This is a genomic window from Flavobacterium xinjiangense, from assembly GCF_900142885.1.
Taxonomy (GTDB): Bacteria; Bacteroidota; Bacteroidia; order Flavobacteriales; family Flavobacteriaceae; genus Flavobacterium; species Flavobacterium xinjiangense.
On record NZ_FRCL01000005.1, the window covers coordinates 82,465 to 98,086 of the forward strand.

At 33.9% G+C, this 15,622-nt stretch carries 19 protein-coding genes; 7 read left to right on the forward strand and 12 right to left on the reverse strand.

What is annotated here, in order from left to right; translation table 11 throughout:
- Positions 1–6: 6 nt before the first annotated feature.
- On the reverse strand, positions 7–1,419 hold the full coding sequence (gene rlmD / locus BUC23_RS07620) for a 23S rRNA (uracil(1939)-C(5))-methyltransferase RlmD (RefSeq protein WP_073207941.1): 1,413 nt from the start codon (positions 1,417–1,419) through the stop codon (positions 7–9).
- Positions 1,420–1,876: 457 nt separating this feature from the next.
- Here rlmD and BUC23_RS07625 point away from each other — a divergent pair, with 457 nt between their 5' ends.
- Positions 1,877–2,098 carry a hypothetical protein gene (locus BUC23_RS07625; protein ID WP_073207945.1) on the forward strand — a complete coding sequence of 74 codons (222 nt, stop codon included), beginning with the start codon at positions 1,877–1,879 and terminating at the stop codon, positions 2,096–2,098.
- A 130-nt stretch (positions 2,099–2,228) separates the two neighbouring features.
- Here the strand turns inward: BUC23_RS07625 and BUC23_RS07630 are convergent, their stop codons facing one another.
- From BUC23_RS07630 to BUC23_RS07640, 3 genes are all read right to left on the reverse strand, one after another.
- Positions 2,229–2,681: a hypothetical protein gene (locus tag BUC23_RS07630; RefSeq protein WP_073207948.1), complete on the reverse strand. Its 453-nt coding sequence runs from the start codon at positions 2,679–2,681 to the stop codon at positions 2,229–2,231.
- Positions 2,682–2,964: 283 nt separating this feature from the next.
- Positions 2,965–3,606 (reverse strand): hypothetical protein, encoded by a 642-nt coding sequence (locus BUC23_RS07635; RefSeq protein ID WP_073207951.1) that lies wholly within the window; start codon positions 3,604–3,606, stop codon positions 2,965–2,967.
- Positions 3,607–3,732: 126 nt separating this feature from the next.
- On the reverse strand, positions 3,733–4,425 hold the full coding sequence (locus tag BUC23_RS07640) for an SGNH/GDSL hydrolase family protein (protein WP_073207954.1): 693 nt from the start codon (positions 4,423–4,425) through the stop codon (positions 3,733–3,735).
- Positions 4,426–4,632: 207 nt separating this feature from the next.
- Between BUC23_RS07640 and BUC23_RS07645 the strand changes: the two genes are divergently transcribed.
- The gene (locus tag BUC23_RS07645; RefSeq protein WP_073207957.1) at positions 4,633–5,043 is read left to right on the forward strand and encodes an OsmC family protein; all 411 of its coding nucleotides are present in this window, start codon (positions 4,633–4,635) and stop codon (positions 5,041–5,043) included.
- A gap of 73 nt (positions 5,044–5,116) precedes the next feature.
- Here BUC23_RS07645 and cysM read toward each other — a convergent pair whose 3' ends face one another.
- Positions 5,117–6,004, reverse strand: a complete 888-nt coding sequence (cysM, locus tag BUC23_RS07650; protein WP_073207960.1) for a cysteine synthase CysM — start codon at positions 6,002–6,004, stop codon at positions 5,117–5,119.
- A gap of 1 nt (position 6,005) precedes the next feature.
- Positions 6,006–6,797: a serine O-acetyltransferase EpsC gene (gene epsC, locus BUC23_RS07655; RefSeq protein WP_073207963.1), complete on the reverse strand. Its 792-nt coding sequence runs from the start codon at positions 6,795–6,797 to the stop codon at positions 6,006–6,008.
- Between the two features lie 212 nt (positions 6,798–7,009).
- Between epsC and BUC23_RS07660 the strand changes: the two genes are divergently transcribed.
- The gene (locus BUC23_RS07660) at positions 7,010–7,711 is read left to right on the forward strand and encodes a DUF1003 domain-containing protein (protein ID WP_073207966.1); all 702 of its coding nucleotides are present in this window, start codon (positions 7,010–7,012) and stop codon (positions 7,709–7,711) included.
- Between the two features lie 19 nt (positions 7,712–7,730).
- Here the strand turns inward: BUC23_RS07660 and BUC23_RS17690 are convergent, their stop codons facing one another.
- From BUC23_RS17690 to BUC23_RS07675, 3 genes are all read right to left on the reverse strand, one after another.
- Positions 7,731–8,072, reverse strand: coding sequence for a sensor histidine kinase (locus tag BUC23_RS17690; RefSeq protein ID WP_244153785.1), 342 nt, complete (start codon positions 8,070–8,072; stop codon positions 7,731–7,733).
- Positions 8,035–9,114 (reverse strand): histidine kinase dimerization/phospho-acceptor domain-containing protein, encoded by a 1,080-nt coding sequence (locus BUC23_RS07670; RefSeq protein ID WP_073207971.1) that lies wholly within the window; start codon positions 9,112–9,114, stop codon positions 8,035–8,037. Before BUC23_RS07670 ends, BUC23_RS17690 begins: the two co-directional genes overlap by 38 nt.
- 218 nt (positions 9,115–9,332) lie before the next feature.
- A complete protein-coding gene (locus BUC23_RS07675) occupies positions 9,333–9,611 on the reverse strand; it encodes a DUF2752 domain-containing protein (protein ID WP_073207974.1) in 279 nt (92 codons plus the stop codon).
- A gap of 101 nt (positions 9,612–9,712) precedes the next feature.
- Between BUC23_RS07675 and BUC23_RS07680 the strand changes: the two genes are divergently transcribed.
- Positions 9,713–9,895 (forward strand): hypothetical protein, encoded by a 183-nt coding sequence (locus BUC23_RS07680; RefSeq protein ID WP_073207977.1) that lies wholly within the window; start codon positions 9,713–9,715, stop codon positions 9,893–9,895.
- Entirely contained in the window at positions 9,888–10,439 is a 552-nt protein-coding gene (locus tag BUC23_RS07685) for a Smr/MutS family protein (RefSeq protein WP_073207981.1), read from the forward strand. The genes BUC23_RS07680 and BUC23_RS07685 overlap by 8 nt, the downstream gene beginning before the upstream one ends.
- Positions 10,440–10,576: 137 nt before the next feature.
- Here the strand turns inward: BUC23_RS07685 and BUC23_RS07690 are convergent, their stop codons facing one another.
- A complete protein-coding gene (locus BUC23_RS07690) occupies positions 10,577–11,533 on the reverse strand; it encodes a hypothetical protein (protein WP_073208434.1) in 957 nt (318 codons plus the stop codon).
- Positions 11,534–11,726: 193 nt separating this feature from the next.
- Here BUC23_RS07690 and BUC23_RS07695 point away from each other — a divergent pair, with 193 nt between their 5' ends.
- Positions 11,727–12,647, forward strand: a complete 921-nt coding sequence (locus BUC23_RS07695) for an EamA family transporter (protein ID WP_073207984.1) — start codon at positions 11,727–11,729, stop codon at positions 12,645–12,647.
- Positions 12,648–12,665: 18 nt separating this feature from the next.
- Positions 12,666–13,790, forward strand: a complete 1,125-nt coding sequence (locus tag BUC23_RS07700) for a cysteine desulfurase family protein (protein ID WP_073207987.1) — start codon at positions 12,666–12,668, stop codon at positions 13,788–13,790.
- An 89-nt stretch (positions 13,791–13,879) separates the two neighbouring features.
- Here BUC23_RS07700 and BUC23_RS07705 read toward each other — a convergent pair whose 3' ends face one another.
- Together BUC23_RS07705 and BUC23_RS07710 are read right to left on the reverse strand one after the other, a co-directional pair.
- Positions 13,880–14,857: an MlaD family protein gene (locus BUC23_RS07705; RefSeq protein WP_073207990.1), complete on the reverse strand. Its 978-nt coding sequence runs from the start codon at positions 14,855–14,857 to the stop codon at positions 13,880–13,882.
- 8 nt (positions 14,858–14,865) lie between these two features.
- Positions 14,866–15,618, reverse strand: coding sequence for an ABC transporter ATP-binding protein (locus tag BUC23_RS07710; protein WP_073207993.1), 753 nt, complete (start codon positions 15,616–15,618; stop codon positions 14,866–14,868).
- Between the last annotated feature and the right edge of the window lie 4 nt (positions 15,619–15,622).

The window sequence follows — 15,622 nt, forward strand, 5'->3', positions numbered from 1 at the left end:
AATCAATTATCTTCTTTCCAAAAGTACAACATTTTCCACGTGATGCGTTTGCGGGAACATATCCACAGGACGTACGCGAGTTACTTTGTATTTCTCATCCATTAAAGCTAAATCTCTAGCTTGTGTGGCCGAGTTACAACTTACATACACCACTTTTTCAGGAGCGATTTTCATAATTTGTTCAATTACGTCTTTATGCATTCCGTCTCTTGGTGGATCCGTAATAATTACATCTGGATGCCCGTGTTGTGCGATGAAACTATCGTTAAAAACGACTTTCATATCTCCTACAAAGAATTCACAATTGGTGATTTCATTGCGTTCCGCATTCAATTTAGCATCTTTAATCGCTTCAGGAACGCTTTCAACACCAATCACTTTTTTGGCATTTTTAGAGACAAACTGAGCAATTGTTCCTGTTCCGGTATACAAATCATAAACAACTTCATTTCCGGTAAGACCAGCAAAATCTCTCGTTATTTTATATAATTCGTACGCTTGATCAGAATTGGTTTGGTAAAAAGATTTCGCATTAATGCTGAATTTCAAGCCTTCCATTTCTTCCAGGATGTAATCTCTTCCTTTGTATAATTTAATATCGGTATCGTATAAAGTATCGTTCGCTTTATTATTGATAACGTATTGCAGCGAAGTAATCTGAGGGAATTTTTCGTAAATATGATCCAAAAGCAATTCTCTGTTGGCTTTGTCGTTTTCAAAAAACTGAATCAAAACCATTATTTCACCAGTTGAAGCCGTACGCAACATCAAAGTTCTAAGCAAACCTTCGTGCGCTCTTGGATTAAAGAAAGTCAAACCGTGCTCGTTAGCAAAAGCGCGAACTTCGTTTCTAATCGCATTCGAGGGATCTTCCTGCAAATGACATTTATTGATGTCCAGAATTTTATCCCACATTTTCGGAATGTGAAAACCAAGTGCGTTTCTGTTTCCTAAATCTTCGGTGCTGTCAATTTCTTTTTCGGTCAACCAACGGCTGTTCGAAAAGGAAAATTCCATTTTGTTTCTGTAAAAAAACTGTTTTTCCGAACCTAAAATCGGTTCAAATTCAGGAAGCTCAATTTTTCCTATGCGTTGCAAATGGTTTTTCACCTCATTTTGCTTATAATACAACTGTTGGCTGTATTTCATATTCTGCCATTTACAACCTCCACAAACACCAAAATGCTCGCAAATAGGTTCTAAACGATGCTCAGAATATTCGTGAAAATGAATTGCTTTCCCCTCGTAATACGCCTTGCGCTTCTTGAAAGTCTGCACATCAACCACATCACCGGGAACGACATTCGGGATAAAAACAACTTTACCATCCGGAGCCTTTGCTACCGAAACGCCTTTTGCACCAGCATCAAGGACTTTTATTTGATGAAAGACAACTTTGTCTGTATTTTTCTTAGCCATAGCGCAAAAATAAGCGTTTGAATGGTTTTATAAATTCAAATTGTGAAATATTTTCAAATTTTCCATTTTTTTATTTGGGCCCATTCCCGCTTTCCGCTGCAAACCCGCAATTCCGTAAGCTGGAACACTAAGCCCGTAAAGGAGCTTCCTTCAGTCGCTCTTTACCGGCGAGAGTTCCAAAGCTTTCGGTGCTGCGGTTTTTTTGCTATAAACGAAGTTCACTGAACACATCTGAAAAATAAAGTTAAGTGAAGTAATCGGGGGCGGGATTGGTGATGAGAATTTGATTATTTTAACTATAATCATTTTTGTCTTTAGTGTTATTCGTAGGCTTAAAGGTTGAATTATGTGAATTATGTAATGTTTTTGTTTAATTTAGTAATATTTCATTAACTTAGTGTCAATATATTTGTAATATCAAAACTAAAAAATATAATTAATCTAAAATCGATTCAACATGAAACAATTATCCAACATCAGCGTAACTTTTAAAAAGTCTTTATTATTAATCGCACTTTTATTTTCTCAAAGTATTATATGGGCACAAGATAAAACAGTGGATGTAAATTTGAATGTGAATAAAGGAGAAAATGACTGGTATGCGCAACCATGGATTTTAGTAGTAGGTGGTGCAGTATTTATCATAATAATAGTAGCTCTTTTAAGAGGTAAAAAGTAATTATAACTGGTATTCGGTTTAATAAATAACGAACTATAAAAAAGAGTGTAAATTGATCTTATAAAAGTCAATTTATACTCTTTTTTCATTTAAATGATTAAAAATATTGGATTCGCCAGAGTAACAATTATCAAACTGGATTGTCTTTTTTTTTGATCAATTCATAGTTAATTATCGTAGGCAGATAGAAACATATATCGGCAGTGATTTTCCCAAGAATAATTCCAAGAAAATAATTTTCGGTTAGTATTGGCATCCAATACATACAAAACGGGCGAATGAAAAAGAAATCCAAAATGGCAGGATAGCCAAATTCCAATAACAAATTCTTTACCAATAAAAGGGTTTCCCTTAAAGTGGTTTTTTGCCCTAGCTCTTGATTCTTTTTGGCCATCTTTTTATAAGACTTCGCAATTATGATTCCGTAAAATGCCAAATATTCTGCAAACGTAATCAAATAAGCCGTAGTCAAACCGCTAAGAATTCTGCTGAATTGGGAACTTAACAAAGCCGAACTTGTGGCTGCTAATTCGGCATATTTGTATCGGTCAAACCATTCTTTAAAATTCGATTTATTAAACATTGGTGGTAATTAATTTTGTATTAAAAAAGATAGTCCAAAAAAGGAATATTTTTAGTTGTTATTGTTTGTGAGTATGGATTGAAATCAGTGCGATTCTTGTAGTTTGTATTGTTTTTTAATTGTAAGATATGATTTTAACAAACATAATCAATTATGCGCAAAATTAGAAGAAAGACTGGTTTTTTAGCAGTAATCATGATTGGTAGAGCTTCTATTACCTAGAAGCACAAAAGCCCAAATCTATTGATTTGGGCTTTTGTATGAGTTTTGGGAAATAACAATATTATTTTAAAAATGCTAAAGGTGTTTGTACTTTAATTTTTATAGCATCAAAGTTATTAGAGTTTATTCCAACTAAACCATAAACAGTTTCTCCTTTTTTAATTGTTTTTCCATTGATATTGTAATCATTCAAATCAGCATTGAATTTTTTGTTAGCGGAACTAGCAACAATCATATTCCCACCTGCAATTCCAGGTCCAAGAATTAAACCTACAGGAAAAGAACTAGTCGTTCCAGGATTATTATAGGAATTAGTCTCAGTTTTATAAATCTGTATAGGTGATAAAAGTAAAAACCATAAATAAGAGGCAGGACTCTGTTTTAAAGTTTTGTAAATCGTTTCTTTTTCCATTAAATACAGAGTGGCGTCATTTTCATAACTAAGCGAAATGTCTGTGCCAAAAACCAGATCTCTGTCGCTGTTATTGGTAACTTTAATGGCAATCAGTTTTACCGTTTTACTCTTTTCTTTTTTGGCGTATTTATTATCTAATAAATCATATTTATATTCTAAAGAAACATCATTCGTTGCATTTTTTGAAACGTAGTTAATGTTTTTTGGATCAATGGATTTGTAACCAGATGCACAACTGTTTAGCAGTAAGGCGCAAGATGATAAAAAGATAATTTTTAAAATTCGCATAAGTAATTTATTTTGTAAGGTTAATTTTGGTGGCGCAAACTTAGTAAATTTCTTAATAAATAAAATAAATTTTAAAAATAAATATTGAATTATTTGTAGGATTAAAGTGAGTATTGTTTTTTTGAATTATTTGACCTGCAAAGCCAAAGTAATTGCTTTATCGGCTAGTGGAGCCATTACTTGATAACCTGTTTTATTGGGATGCACACCATCATTCGAATAATCAGTTTTTAAACCCTGATTTTTATCAACCATTTCAGAATAATAATCGACATACACAATGTCATTTGCAAGAGCGTAATTCTTCAGGATTTCGTTCAATGTTTTGATTTTAGCAATCGGTTCTTGGTTGGGTTTCCAAGGAAAGTCGTAAGCCGGCAAAACGGAACACAGAATTACTTTGATGTGGTTTGCTTTCGCCAATTCAATCATAGAGAAAATATTATCCCGAATCATTTCAATGGTCGTAGGACCTGTGTTTCCTGCAATATCATTGATTCCTGCAAGAATTACAACAGCGGTGGGTTTTAAGGCGATGACATCGGCTCTAAAGCGCAGTAGCATTTGTGGCGTAGTTTGTCCGCTTATCCCCCGATTAACATAAGGTTTGCCGGAGAAATATTCCGGATCAACGGTACTCCAAAATTCGGTTATGGAATCCCCCATAAAAACAATCCTTTTTTGTCCCACTTCTGCAGGTTTTAAAACAATGTTTTCATTTTGGTAACGATTTAAATTGGGCCAGTCTTGAGCCTTTACATTTCCTCCCATAAAGATTGATAATACTAGTAAACAGTAAATTAATTTTGTTTTTCTCATTTGTACCTAGTTTTCATAGTTATAAATTAATATGCGTTAGGTCTAACAAACGTAACAAATTCGCATTTGGAAACCTAAGCATAACTCCATGTCGCTGTTCTTGATCTAATGATTTTAAACATTTTTTAAAATTTCGTTAAAAAAACCAGTTTCTGAAAGTGTTTTTTGACAAATGAACTAAATTTGAGTAAATTAAAAAATAGAATTATGAAAAGAAATGCAACCGCAGTTTGGAATGGTTCACTAAAAGAGGGAGCCGGGAAATTATCGACACAAAGTAAAACCTTAGAAAATACCCAATATTCATTCAAATCCCGATTTGAAGAAGGAGTAGGAACAAATCCTGAAGAGTTAATAGCAGCGGCGCACTCAGGCTGTTTTACGATGCAGCTTTCGGCTTATATTACTGAAGCCGGTTTTGAAATTGAAAGTATCGAAACCAAATGTGATATTGATTTAGTAGATGGTACGATTGTAAGTTCTCATTTAACAGTTAATGCAAAGGTAAAAGGGATTTCTGACGATGCTTTTCAACAAGAAGTTTCAAAAGCAGAGAAAAACTGTCCCGTTTCTAAAGTATTGAACGCTGCTATTTCTAGTACTGCGACTCTAGTATAAAAATAAAGATTGATATAAAAAAGGCTCGGTTTTACACAAACCGAGCCTTTTCTATTTTATATAAATGATTGGATTAGTCAAATAAATCCGAAGACAAGTAACGATCGCCACGGTCACAGATAATGGCAACAATCACTCCCGATTCTAACGTATTGGCAATTTTTACCGCCGTAGCTACAGATCCACCGCTGCTCATTCCTGCAAAAACGCCTTCTTCGAGCGCCAAACGTTTGGTCATGTCACGAGCTTCTTGTTCTGAAACCTCAATAATAGAATCTACTTTGGAAGCATCAAAAATTTTTGGCAAGTATTCTTGAGGCCATTTCCTGATTCCAGGAATTTGGGAGCCGTCACTTGGTTGTGCACCTATTATTTGGATAGCTGGGTTCTTCTCTTTCAAATAGGTAGAAGTCCCAATTATAGTTCCAGTTGTTCCCATTGCAGAAACAAAATGTGTTACCGTTCCCTCGGTATCATTCCATATTTCTGGCCCTGTGGTTTTATAATGTGCTTTCCAGTTGTCGTCATTTGCAAATTGATTGAGCATGATATAACCACCTTCAGCCACTTTTTTGTCTGCATAATCTCGAGAACCTATGATTCCTGTACTTGCAGGAGTTTGTATCACAGTCGCGCCGTAAGCGCGCATGGTTTGTGTGCGTTCCTTAGTTGAGTCATCGGGAAGTACTAACTCGATTTCTATATTGAATAATTGCGCTATCATTGCCAAAGCAATTCCTGTATTTCCGCTGGTAGCTTCGATGAGTTTGTCTCCTTTTTTGATATCTCCTCTATCCAGTGCGGATTTAATCATATTATAGGCAGCCCTATCCTTTACGCTTCCACCGGGATTATTTCCCTCTAGCTTCAATAAAAGTTTTACATTCTTATTTTGTACCAAATTGACCGTTTCCACTAAAGGGGTATTACCAATGAGGTCTAATAATTTTCTTGGTTTCATATTATTTTATCTCTTTTATTTTTACTTCAGTGGTGGTCGTGTTCATAACGATTGATTTTGCAGGAATTGATTTTGTCACCCATGCATTTCCACCGATTATACTGTTTTTACCAATCACCGTTTCTCCTCCCAAAATAGTTGCATTGGCATAAATGCAAACATTTTTTTCCACGGTAGGATGTCTTTTAGTGTTTTTCATGTCTTTGCTTACACTTAAGGCACCCAAAGTTACACCTTGATAAATTTTCACGTTTTTTTCGATGACGGTGGTTTCTCCAATTACTATTCCGGTGGCATGATCAATAAAAATGGGTGACGCAATAGTTGCACCAGCATGAATATCGGTTCCGGTGATTCGATGGGCGTATTCACTCATCAGTCTTGAAAATAATAAAAGATCTAAGAGATACAATTCATGACTCAGTCTGTAGATTGCAATGGCATAAAAGCCAGGGTAGGTCAGATACACTTCTTCAATACTGTTTGAAGCAGGGTCATTTTCTAAAAAATAATTGGCATCTTGATTCAGTTTTTCAAGAACTAAAGGCAAGGATTCAAAAAATTTATCCCACATAGAATCGCATTGGGCATCCGGTTTTTTGCAAGCGATGGCTGATATTTCTTTAAATTGCTTTTCAAGTTCCTCAATGCTTTTATTTAGTGGGGCATTGGTGTCGAATAAAGTGAAAAATAAAAGCTCAGTAAAAGCCTCTGTTTTTGTTTTGATGCTATAATTAATGGTAAAACCATTTTTTAAAGCACTAATATTTTTGATAATCAGATCTTTTGTCATGATTATAGAATTGAATTGTTAGATGAAAACCGTAAAAGTAAGTCGTTTTTTAGAAAAAAAAGCAAAAAATGGATAAAGAAATTTTGAAGATATGGCATAAATACAAGGAAATGAAATTCTAGCCGATTTTTAAATTTAAGAGTTGATTTGAATTTTTGTTTAATGAAAAATAAAAGGTTTTAATATGTAAATTAGCAAGAAAAATAATTTGCATGGATACGAATACTACTTTCATAAGCGATATCTCAAAAAAGGAATTCCCTGTCGCGGATAAAGTTTCCGGAAAAACAATCAGGAATCCCATATTAGCCTTAATCCAAAAAGATTATCCTGATTTTAGCAGTGATGAATTTCTTTCTATAGGTGAGTTAAACCTGTATCGGGAAAAGTACATTTCAAATTACTTACTGGTTGAAATAGGGGAGCTTTCTAATCTGGAAGCTAAGGTTATTGGTTCTTTAGAGGAAGATAAATCTCTGGTAAGTACAGTGGAAGAGGAGATTGGTATTCGTACTTTTGGTCAAGTAATAGCAGATAAAGTTGCGGCTTTTGGCGGAAGCTGGAAATTTATAATTCTTTTTGGAGTATTTATTGTTTTGTGGATTTTGGCCAATATTTATATTCTAATGAATAAAGGATTCGATCCTTATCCGTTTATTTTGTTGAATTTGATTTTATCCTGTCTAGCAGCTCTTCAGGCTCCGGTGATTATGATGAGTCAAAATCGTCAGGAAGAGAAAGACAGAGAAAGGGCGAAAAAAGACTATATGATTAATCTGAAATCAGAACTCGAAATCAGAATGCTTCATGAAAAGTTGGATCATTTGATTATGCACCAACAGGAAGAGTTAATAGAAATTCAAAAAGTTCAAATCGAAATGATGAATGATATTTTGACTCGAATAAGTAAATAAGATTTTTTTATACGGTTACTTATGTGTTTTTGGGTAATGTAAAAATAAAACTTGCTCCATTGTTTTCTTCAGATTCAATGTGAATTTTACCTGATTTTCCTTCGATTATTTTTTTAACGATTGATAAACCAATACCAGTGTTTTCCTGCACATCACGAGCTAAAATCGTTTGAAATATCCCAAACACTTTTGTGTGATAACCTTCAGCAATTCCTGGTCCATTGTCTTTTATGGTAAATTGATGGAAATCAGGTAAAGATGCATAAGTGCATTCAATTTTCCCTATAGCTTTGTCGTTGTGATTTACCGCATTTGTAATGAGGTTACTGAAAATCTTGAATATTAATTTTTTTTTCGGCAATAATAACAGGGAAATCATCGGCAATATAAACTTCAAATCCTTCAGAAGGAACGGTAGTTTCGACAATTTTTATCAGCATTTTCTTCAAATCTAAAGCTTCGCTGGCTTTTTTTGAGTTTTCAATGCGGGAATATTCCAGGACACCATTAATTAAATTCTCCAGCCGCACGATTCTTCCTTGCAGTAATTTAAAATTTTTGTGAACGTCATCCGTCGCACCAACTAAATCTTCCTGAATCCATTCTGAAAGGCTGTAGATTGCCCTTAATGGAGCTTTTAGGTCGTGTGAAATAACATAAGCAAATTGATCTAATTCCTCATTTTTTTTCTTTAAAATGAGTAGGGCATTGCGTAATTTTTCTTCTTCTGTTCGTCGGTTGATTATATCGTAATTCAGTATTTTATTCTTTTCTATTATTTTAAAAAGAAATAATGCAGTTAATAGAAACAATGTAATTAATACAATGGATTCAATCAGGTTGAATAGTAAAGTACGATTCCATGACTTTGCGTCAAAATCCATTCCGTAAACAGCAATAGTTTTGCCTGTAATGTTGTCTTTTATAGGGATATATGCGCTTACCCAGGTTCCCCATCTGTCAGTAGAAGGTTCTGTAATAATCTCTTTTTCGTTCTTGAAAGATTGATGCGTAGTTATATCAGCTTCTGTGTACTCTTGACCGGGTGGCGAGTAATCTTTAGAGCTTTCTGGTTCCGAATCAACAATGAAGTATACTTTTTCGTTTTTTTGAGTTAACAAATAAGCAAATCTGGCTTCTGGATTGACTCGGATGACTTCTTTTAAATTGTTTTTTAAAATCTGATATTCCGGTTTACTAATGTCGTTGGGTTTTATTTCCAGCTTTTTTAAATATTCTTTAGGCAGTGTTACTTCAATAGATTTTGCAATTTGTAATACTCTTTTAGTTCGATCCTCGCTAAATCTGACATAGGTAAAATACAGATAAAATATTCCCAAAGCTAGAATGGTAAAAAACACTATTTTTTCTATCGATATTTTTTTCAGATTCTTTTTCTTCATAGATGCTAAAATATATCGTGTTTTTAATTTAGGAAAAAAAATAATTATGTATTACAATTAATCTAAGGGGTTCCTTTCTTCAAAAATAAGATTTTTTATGGCTTTCAAAGCTTTTAAATTATTTTAATTTAAAAATTGTTTTTAGGGAAATAAATGCGAGTAAATTTATTTTGATTTACTTGTGGAAAGTTTTGAAAAAGCAAGAATAAAGTTGTCACTCAATAGTGTTTATAAAGGTAACCAGCAATCATAAAAAGGCCATTAATAATCGCCATTCCAATGATTAAATTTTTGTAGTTTCTTTGTTTGTCTACAAAGTGCAAACCTACAATTCCTAAAAATAATAGGGTAGTATAAATAGCTGGATACATTTGAAAAGCAGCTGCGAAATTGCCTCTCAAAAGTAACACTAATCCTCTCTGAAATCCGCATCCCAAACACTCCACACCAAAGAGTGTTTTACTGAAGCAAGGAATCATGTATTTTTCTAAATCCAATTATTTTGTTTTTGCAATTTTACAAAAAAATAAGAAACGAATGAGATAATAAATTGATGCAATTTTAAATTTAGTACTTTTGGAATCTGATAGATAAAGAGATGAAAAAATTTATAATTCCAATAATGGTTGTGGCCATAATTATTGCTTTGTACGAGCAGGTGACTGCCCAGAAAAATGTGTATGTAATGGTAGTTGCAATCGTAGTTTTTATGATGGGAATGATGCATTTGAGTGCCAAGATACCTAGTAAAAATCAAGATAAAGAAGACGAAAATGTTTAACAAAGGCGATAAGGTTTCAGTGCTTGACGAGGCTATAAACGGAGTGGTGCTTTCAGTCAAAGAAAAGGAAGTTTCGATAGAAACAGAGGATGGATTCGTGATGACATTTTTTGTCAACGAGTTGATTAAGGTAAACTCTTCCAGTAACTTAATGGATTCTATTAGAAGAATCAATGTAGATGAGATTGCAAAGGAAAAAGAGATACCAAAACCACGCAGTTTTGTCAAAGAACGCAAAGACAAACACGAAATTTCAGCCCCTGAGTTTGATTTGCACATCGAAAAATTGGTCCCTAATAAACGCGGAATGTCTAATTATGATATTCTTACTTTGCAAACTGAAACAGCAAAACGACACATAGAATTTGCTATTCGAAATCGCATTCCGAAGATTGTTTTTATCCATGGTGTTGGCGAAGGAATCTTAAAAGCGGAGCTTGATTTCTTATTAGGCCGTTATGACAGTATCGCTTTTCAGGAAGGGAATTATCAAAAATACGGACAAGGTGCAACAGAAGTTTTTATCAAACAAAGCACCAAATAATATTGTTTTAGATTCTTTTTGGCAATAAAAAAAACGTCAGTCAGAGAAATTTTCGAATGAAAATGGACTCTTTAACTGACGTTTTTTTATGCTTAAAATAGGCTTTACTAGCGTTTTATTTTGCCTAATATTTGGGGTTAATTAGTGGTATAAAGATCACCATAAATGTAACTGTCCCCCAGTTTAAAATCATTGCTTCCTTTCTTCATGGTAACATTTTTAAGCACTATGGTATGTTTAAATCCAGTGCCAAATGCAGTGGTAGTTACTTCGACAATTCCGCTTATATTCGAAACTCCCGATGCAGCAATCCATTCTTCACTTATGACAGGAGTAGAAGGAACGGTTGTGTTACAAAAATAGCTTCCAGTAAGTAAGCCGGAGAATAATCGGTAAGTAAGCTTGTTGTTAGAATCACCAATAAGTCCGGTTCTTGGCGTATTTAATGGCGTTGCTGCTCTTGCAATAAGTGTAGGATCTATGTCCAAAGTAAGGGCTTCACTACTATTATAATTGTAAATCTGGTTAGATGAACTGCATTTTTCTACTGTTTGGTCAAATCCAAAAGGTAATGCGTTTGCTGAGGTGACGTAATCCCCAAAAGGGAATGTTTCATAAACCTGAGTTCCGCTATTTTTAGCAAATGTGACATTCTTGAAAACGATATTGTGATTGTAACCGGTAATTCTCGTGCTGTTATCAGTAGTGCTTGTGGTTTTTACAGCAGTGGTGAATATTTGTATTTTACCGGCGGTAGCAGTCCATTGATCTGTTACAGTGGGAGTTACCGGAGGTATAGTTTCACAAATATTTGCCGTAGAGATGGTTCCGTTATAAAAACGGTAAACTAATCTGTTAGCGCTGTTTATATTAATGATTGTTGGTGCGCCAATCAAACTTGGTTCATTTGTAAAAGAACTTTTAGGTATTTCGAGAATTAATGATTCTTTATCTTTCAGTTTGTAAATGATATTATTGGTAGTGCAACTTTGTGTGGCAACAGCTTCAAAACTAATATCTTCTTGTACTAAATTACCGTCATCACAGCTATTCAGGAACAAGGCAACAAACAACAGGCTTACAACTCTTTTCATTTTTATAATATTTGAAACAAAAATAGAATTTTTAATTTGTTCCAATTACATTCCTATTCAAAAACATGGAATTTAACAACATATTGGGCTTTTAAATAGAGTGAAATGAAGTTTTGAGCTTAGTTGAAATGGATAGATTACGTTAATTTAAAGCGAAAACAAATCAGTATCTTTGTCGCAATTTATAGCTTATATGAGACTTAATAAATACTATTTAGCTGCTTTTTCTGCCTTTTTTATCTGGGGATTTTTTAGTTTAGCTTTAAAACCGTTGCATAATTACCCATCTTTGGACATATTATTTTACCGCGTTTTTTTTAGTGTAACCACGATGCTTTTGATTAATCTTTGTTTTAGAAAGAAAGTGCTGAAAAAAGATTGGAATCAGTTCAAAAGCATGACTCCGAAACAAAAACGAAGCGTTGTTCTATTGACGCTTGGAGGTGGTGTATTTTTGTCTTCTAATTGGTTTGTTTTTATATATGTAATGAATCATATAAGTGTAAAAGCAGCGTCGTTAGCTTATTTGATATGTCCCATTTTAACTACGATATTGGCTTTTTTTATATTGAAAGAAAAATTGAGTAAATGGCAATGGTTTGCTGTGCTGCTAAGTATTTTTGGTTGTGTTTTATTATCATTGAATCATTTTGAAGATATCTTTTATAGCCTTATCACAGCAGCGACTTACGCTTTATATATTATTAGTCAGCGAAAAAATAGTGAAATGGATAAATTTCTGGTATTAACGATTCAGTTGGTCTTTACAGCCCTGATTTTGATCCCTTTTTATCCAACTTATAGCGGAACGTTGCCTACAGAAACTTTATTCTACGGTTGTTTGTCAGTAATTGTGGTTTGTTTTACAATTATTCCTTTATTTTTAAACTTGTATGCACTTAAGGGAATTAATTCTTCGGCGGTGGGTATAATGATTTATATAAATCCAATAATTGGCTTTTTAATCGCTATTTTTTATTACAAGGAGCAAGTGACTACCCTCCAACTGTTTTCTTATTTCCTAATTTTGGTTTCTATCGTGGTGTTTAATGAAAAGCTTCTATTTGCCAAGAAATTGAAAGTAGTTGCAACCAAACTGGAAAGTTTAAAATAATTTTATAATTTTCAAATAATGAAAAAAGTATATCTCGATAGTGCCTCTACTACTGCCATTCGTCCTGAAGTTATTCAGGAAATGACCAAAGTAATGGCTGAAGATTTCGGAAATCCATCATCAACGCATAGTTTTGGCAGAAATGCCAAAAACATTTTAGAACTTTCCAGAAAATCAATCGCAAAGCAATTGAATAGTACAGCACAGGAAATTATTTTCACATCCTGCGGAACTGAAGCCAATAATTGGATTCTTCGTTCGGCTGTCAAAGATTTAAAAGTAAAGCGTATCATAACCAGTAAGATAGAGCATCATGCCGTTTTGTATACGCTGTTGGCTTTACAAAATGAATATGATATTCAAGTCGATTATGTTGCTGTTAAGCCAAATGGTGAAGTTGATATTACGGATCTAGTGGAGCTGCTTTCTCAGGAAACAAAAACATTGGTTAGTTTGATGCATGTCAACAACGAAACGGGAAACATCTTGGATTTAGAAAGAGTAGTACGCATTTGCAAGCAGCACAATGCATTATTCCATTCCGATACAGTACAGTCTATAGGAAAAACAGAAATAGATTTACAAGCTATTCCTGTTGATTTCATCGTCGCTAGTGCGCATAAATTTCACGGGCCTAAAGGTGTTGGATTTGCTTTTGTTCGCAAGAACTCCGGTTTACAACCTTTGTTTTTTGGAGGTGAACAAGAAAAAGGATTAAGGGCCGGGACTGAAGCATTACATCAAATTGCCGGTATGGCAAAAGCGTTGGAACTTTCCTATACCAATTTAAAAACAGATAGAACTTATATCTCCGAATTAAAAAGCTATTTGATTAGTCAACTTGAAATTGAATTTCCAGCATTTGTGATAAACGGAACTGCCGATGGGTTTTACAATATTTTGAACGTTCTATTGCCTTTTTCAGAAGATAAAACGGCTATGATTTTGTTTCATTTGGATATGAAAGGGATTGCGGTTTCTCGAGGAAGTGCCTGCCAGTCTGGTACTATAAAACCATCTCATGTATTAGCCGAAATGCTTTCAAACGAAGATTTGAAAAAGCCTAGTTTACGTATTTCATTTAGTCACTACAATACAAAAAAGGATATTGATTTGCTAATTGAGGCATTGAAAAGCATATAATAAACGTATTGAAAGTCATTTTTTTTTCAAATCTAGTCTTGATTTTTTTGTAAATCTATGGTTATAATGCGATTTTTTCTTTGACTAATTTACTTTTTTTGCTCTTTCAATTTTGCTTTTTCCTGTTTTTTAAAATAACTCCGGAATAAAAAATTATGTTTCAATGCTTCCATATTTTCATTTAAACGGAAGCTGGCTTCTTTAATATTTGTCATGGTGGAATCTATTTTCAAAACTAATTTCGGATCGTTTGACAAGTAATTTAGGGCACCTTTTCCTTCTTTAACATTTATGACTGTTGCGTTGAGATTGCTTACTACTTTATTTATTTCAGTACTGGATTTATCCAAATTGCGCACGATTGTTTTGATATTATTGGCCACAGCAGTGTCTTTCATTACACCAATCACATTATTTTTATTATCTAATGAGCCAATAAGATTATTCAATTTTTTTACAGACTCGGTAGTTAATTTTCCTGTTATTTTTAAATAGTGCATGGTTTCCTTTAAATCCTTTGCTAAAGTAGAGTCTCTAATCAATAGGCCAATTGTTCCTTTTCCCTCGTTTATTTGTGACGTAATTTCTAGTAAATCAGCCGTAAGATGCGCGGCATTTTTATTCGTTATTCCAAGAGTATTTAGCATTTCATCTGTACGAACGCGATTTAGGGATTTTATTTCGTCTCCGGGCTCAACCGGAAGCGATATTCCTTTGCCGGGTATAATATTGATGATCATACTTCCCACCAAACCATCAGAGCCTATGATGGCAACTGCATCTTTTTTTATATGACTAAAAAGGGTTTTGTCAATGATCATATCTACTTCTATAACAGAATCATTGATCATATTGATTCCTCGCACCGTTCCTGAATTCACTCCTGAATACCGCACGTTATTGCCTATTTGTAAACCATTTACGTTATTGAAGACAGCTTTTAAATGGTTTGTTTTTCCAAACATTTTTTGCTTGTCACCAATAAAATAGACGGCTACAATAAAAATTAGTAACCCAATAATTACAAAGATTCCAAGACGTATTTTTTGTGATGCTGTTTGTTTCATTTCTATACTTATTTAAAAAATGCTTGTACTTTAGGATCAGTTGAGATGGATAGTTCTTCAAAAGTTCCTTCGATATAATTCTTGCCTTCTACCAATAATATCATTCTATTTGAAATTACTCTCGCACAGTCAACATCATGAGTAATTATGATTGATGATGTATTGTATTTTTCCTGAATGGATTTCATTAGCATCAGTATTTCTTTTGCGGTAATAGGATCTAATCCAGTCGTAGGTTCATCATAAAGAATTATTTTGGGTCGAAGGATTAGTGTTCTTGCCAAAGCAATTCTGCGTTTCATTCCTCCCGAAAGTTCTTCCGGCATTAAATTTATTGTATTTGCTAAACCTACACTTTCTAGGGCTTCCATCACCAATGGTGTCGTGTCTTTGATCACTCCAAATTTTTTGGTATGACGCCGCAACGGAAATTCTAGATTTTCTCTAACCGTCATAGAATCATAGAGCGCACTTCCCTGAAAAAGAAATCCAACTTCTGTTCGAAGTTCGTCTAATTCTTCCCGGTCGAGCTCACTGATATCCTTTCCCATTACTTGAATAGAACCTCTGTCATGTTCTTCCAATCCGATGAGACATTTTATCATTACGGATTTTCCAGAGCCGGATTTCCCCATGATAACCAAGTTTTCACCTTCATACAAGACCATGTTGAAACCATTTAATACGTGATTTTCACCATAGCTCTTCATCAGATCTTTGATTTCTATAATAGGTTTTAAATTTGGAACTGTTGTATCCATATTA

Excerpts from the sequence above, each read along its gene's own strand:
- rlmD (WP_073207941.1), bottom strand. The coding sequence starts at position 1,419 with ATGGCTAAGAAAAATACAGACAAAGTTGTCTTTCATCAAATAAAAGTC.
- BUC23_RS07625 (WP_073207945.1), top strand. The coding sequence starts at position 1,877 with ATGAAACAATTATCCAACATCAGCGTAACTTTTAAAAAGTCTTTATTA.
- BUC23_RS07630 (WP_073207948.1), bottom strand. The coding sequence starts at position 2,681 with ATGTTTAATAAATCGAATTTTAAAGAATGGTTTGACCGATACAAATAT.
- BUC23_RS07635 (WP_073207951.1), bottom strand. The coding sequence starts at position 3,606 with ATGCGAATTTTAAAAATTATCTTTTTATCATCTTGCGCCTTACTGCTA.
- BUC23_RS07640 (WP_073207954.1), bottom strand. The coding sequence starts at position 4,425 with ATGAGAAAAACAAAATTAATTTACTGTTTACTAGTATTATCAATCTTT.
- BUC23_RS07645 (WP_073207957.1), top strand. The coding sequence starts at position 4,633 with ATGAAAAGAAATGCAACCGCAGTTTGGAATGGTTCACTAAAAGAGGGA.
- cysM (WP_073207960.1), bottom strand. The coding sequence starts at position 6,004 with ATGAAACCAAGAAAATTATTAGACCTCATTGGTAATACCCCTTTAGTG.
- epsC (WP_073207963.1), bottom strand. The coding sequence starts at position 6,797 with ATGACAAAAGATCTGATTATCAAAAATATTAGTGCTTTAAAAAATGGT.
- BUC23_RS07660 (WP_073207966.1), top strand. The coding sequence starts at position 7,010 with ATGGATACGAATACTACTTTCATAAGCGATATCTCAAAAAAGGAATTC.
- BUC23_RS07670 (WP_073207971.1), bottom strand. The coding sequence starts at position 9,114 with ATGAAGAAAAAGAATCTGAAAAAAATATCGATAGAAAAAATAGTGTTT.
- BUC23_RS07680 (WP_073207977.1), top strand. The coding sequence starts at position 9,713 with ATGAAAAAATTTATAATTCCAATAATGGTTGTGGCCATAATTATTGCT.
- BUC23_RS07685 (WP_073207981.1), top strand. The coding sequence starts at position 9,888 with ATGTTTAACAAAGGCGATAAGGTTTCAGTGCTTGACGAGGCTATAAAC.
- BUC23_RS07690 (WP_073208434.1), bottom strand. The coding sequence starts at position 11,533 with ATGAAAAGAGTTGTAAGCCTGTTGTTTGTTGCCTTGTTCCTGAATAGC.
- BUC23_RS07695 (WP_073207984.1), top strand. The coding sequence starts at position 11,727 with ATGAGACTTAATAAATACTATTTAGCTGCTTTTTCTGCCTTTTTTATC.
- BUC23_RS07700 (WP_073207987.1), top strand. The coding sequence starts at position 12,666 with ATGAAAAAAGTATATCTCGATAGTGCCTCTACTACTGCCATTCGTCCT.
- BUC23_RS07705 (WP_073207990.1), bottom strand. The coding sequence starts at position 14,857 with ATGAAACAAACAGCATCACAAAAAATACGTCTTGGAATCTTTGTAATT.
- BUC23_RS07710 (WP_073207993.1), bottom strand. The coding sequence starts at position 15,618 with ATGGATACAACAGTTCCAAATTTAAAACCTATTATAGAAATCAAAGAT.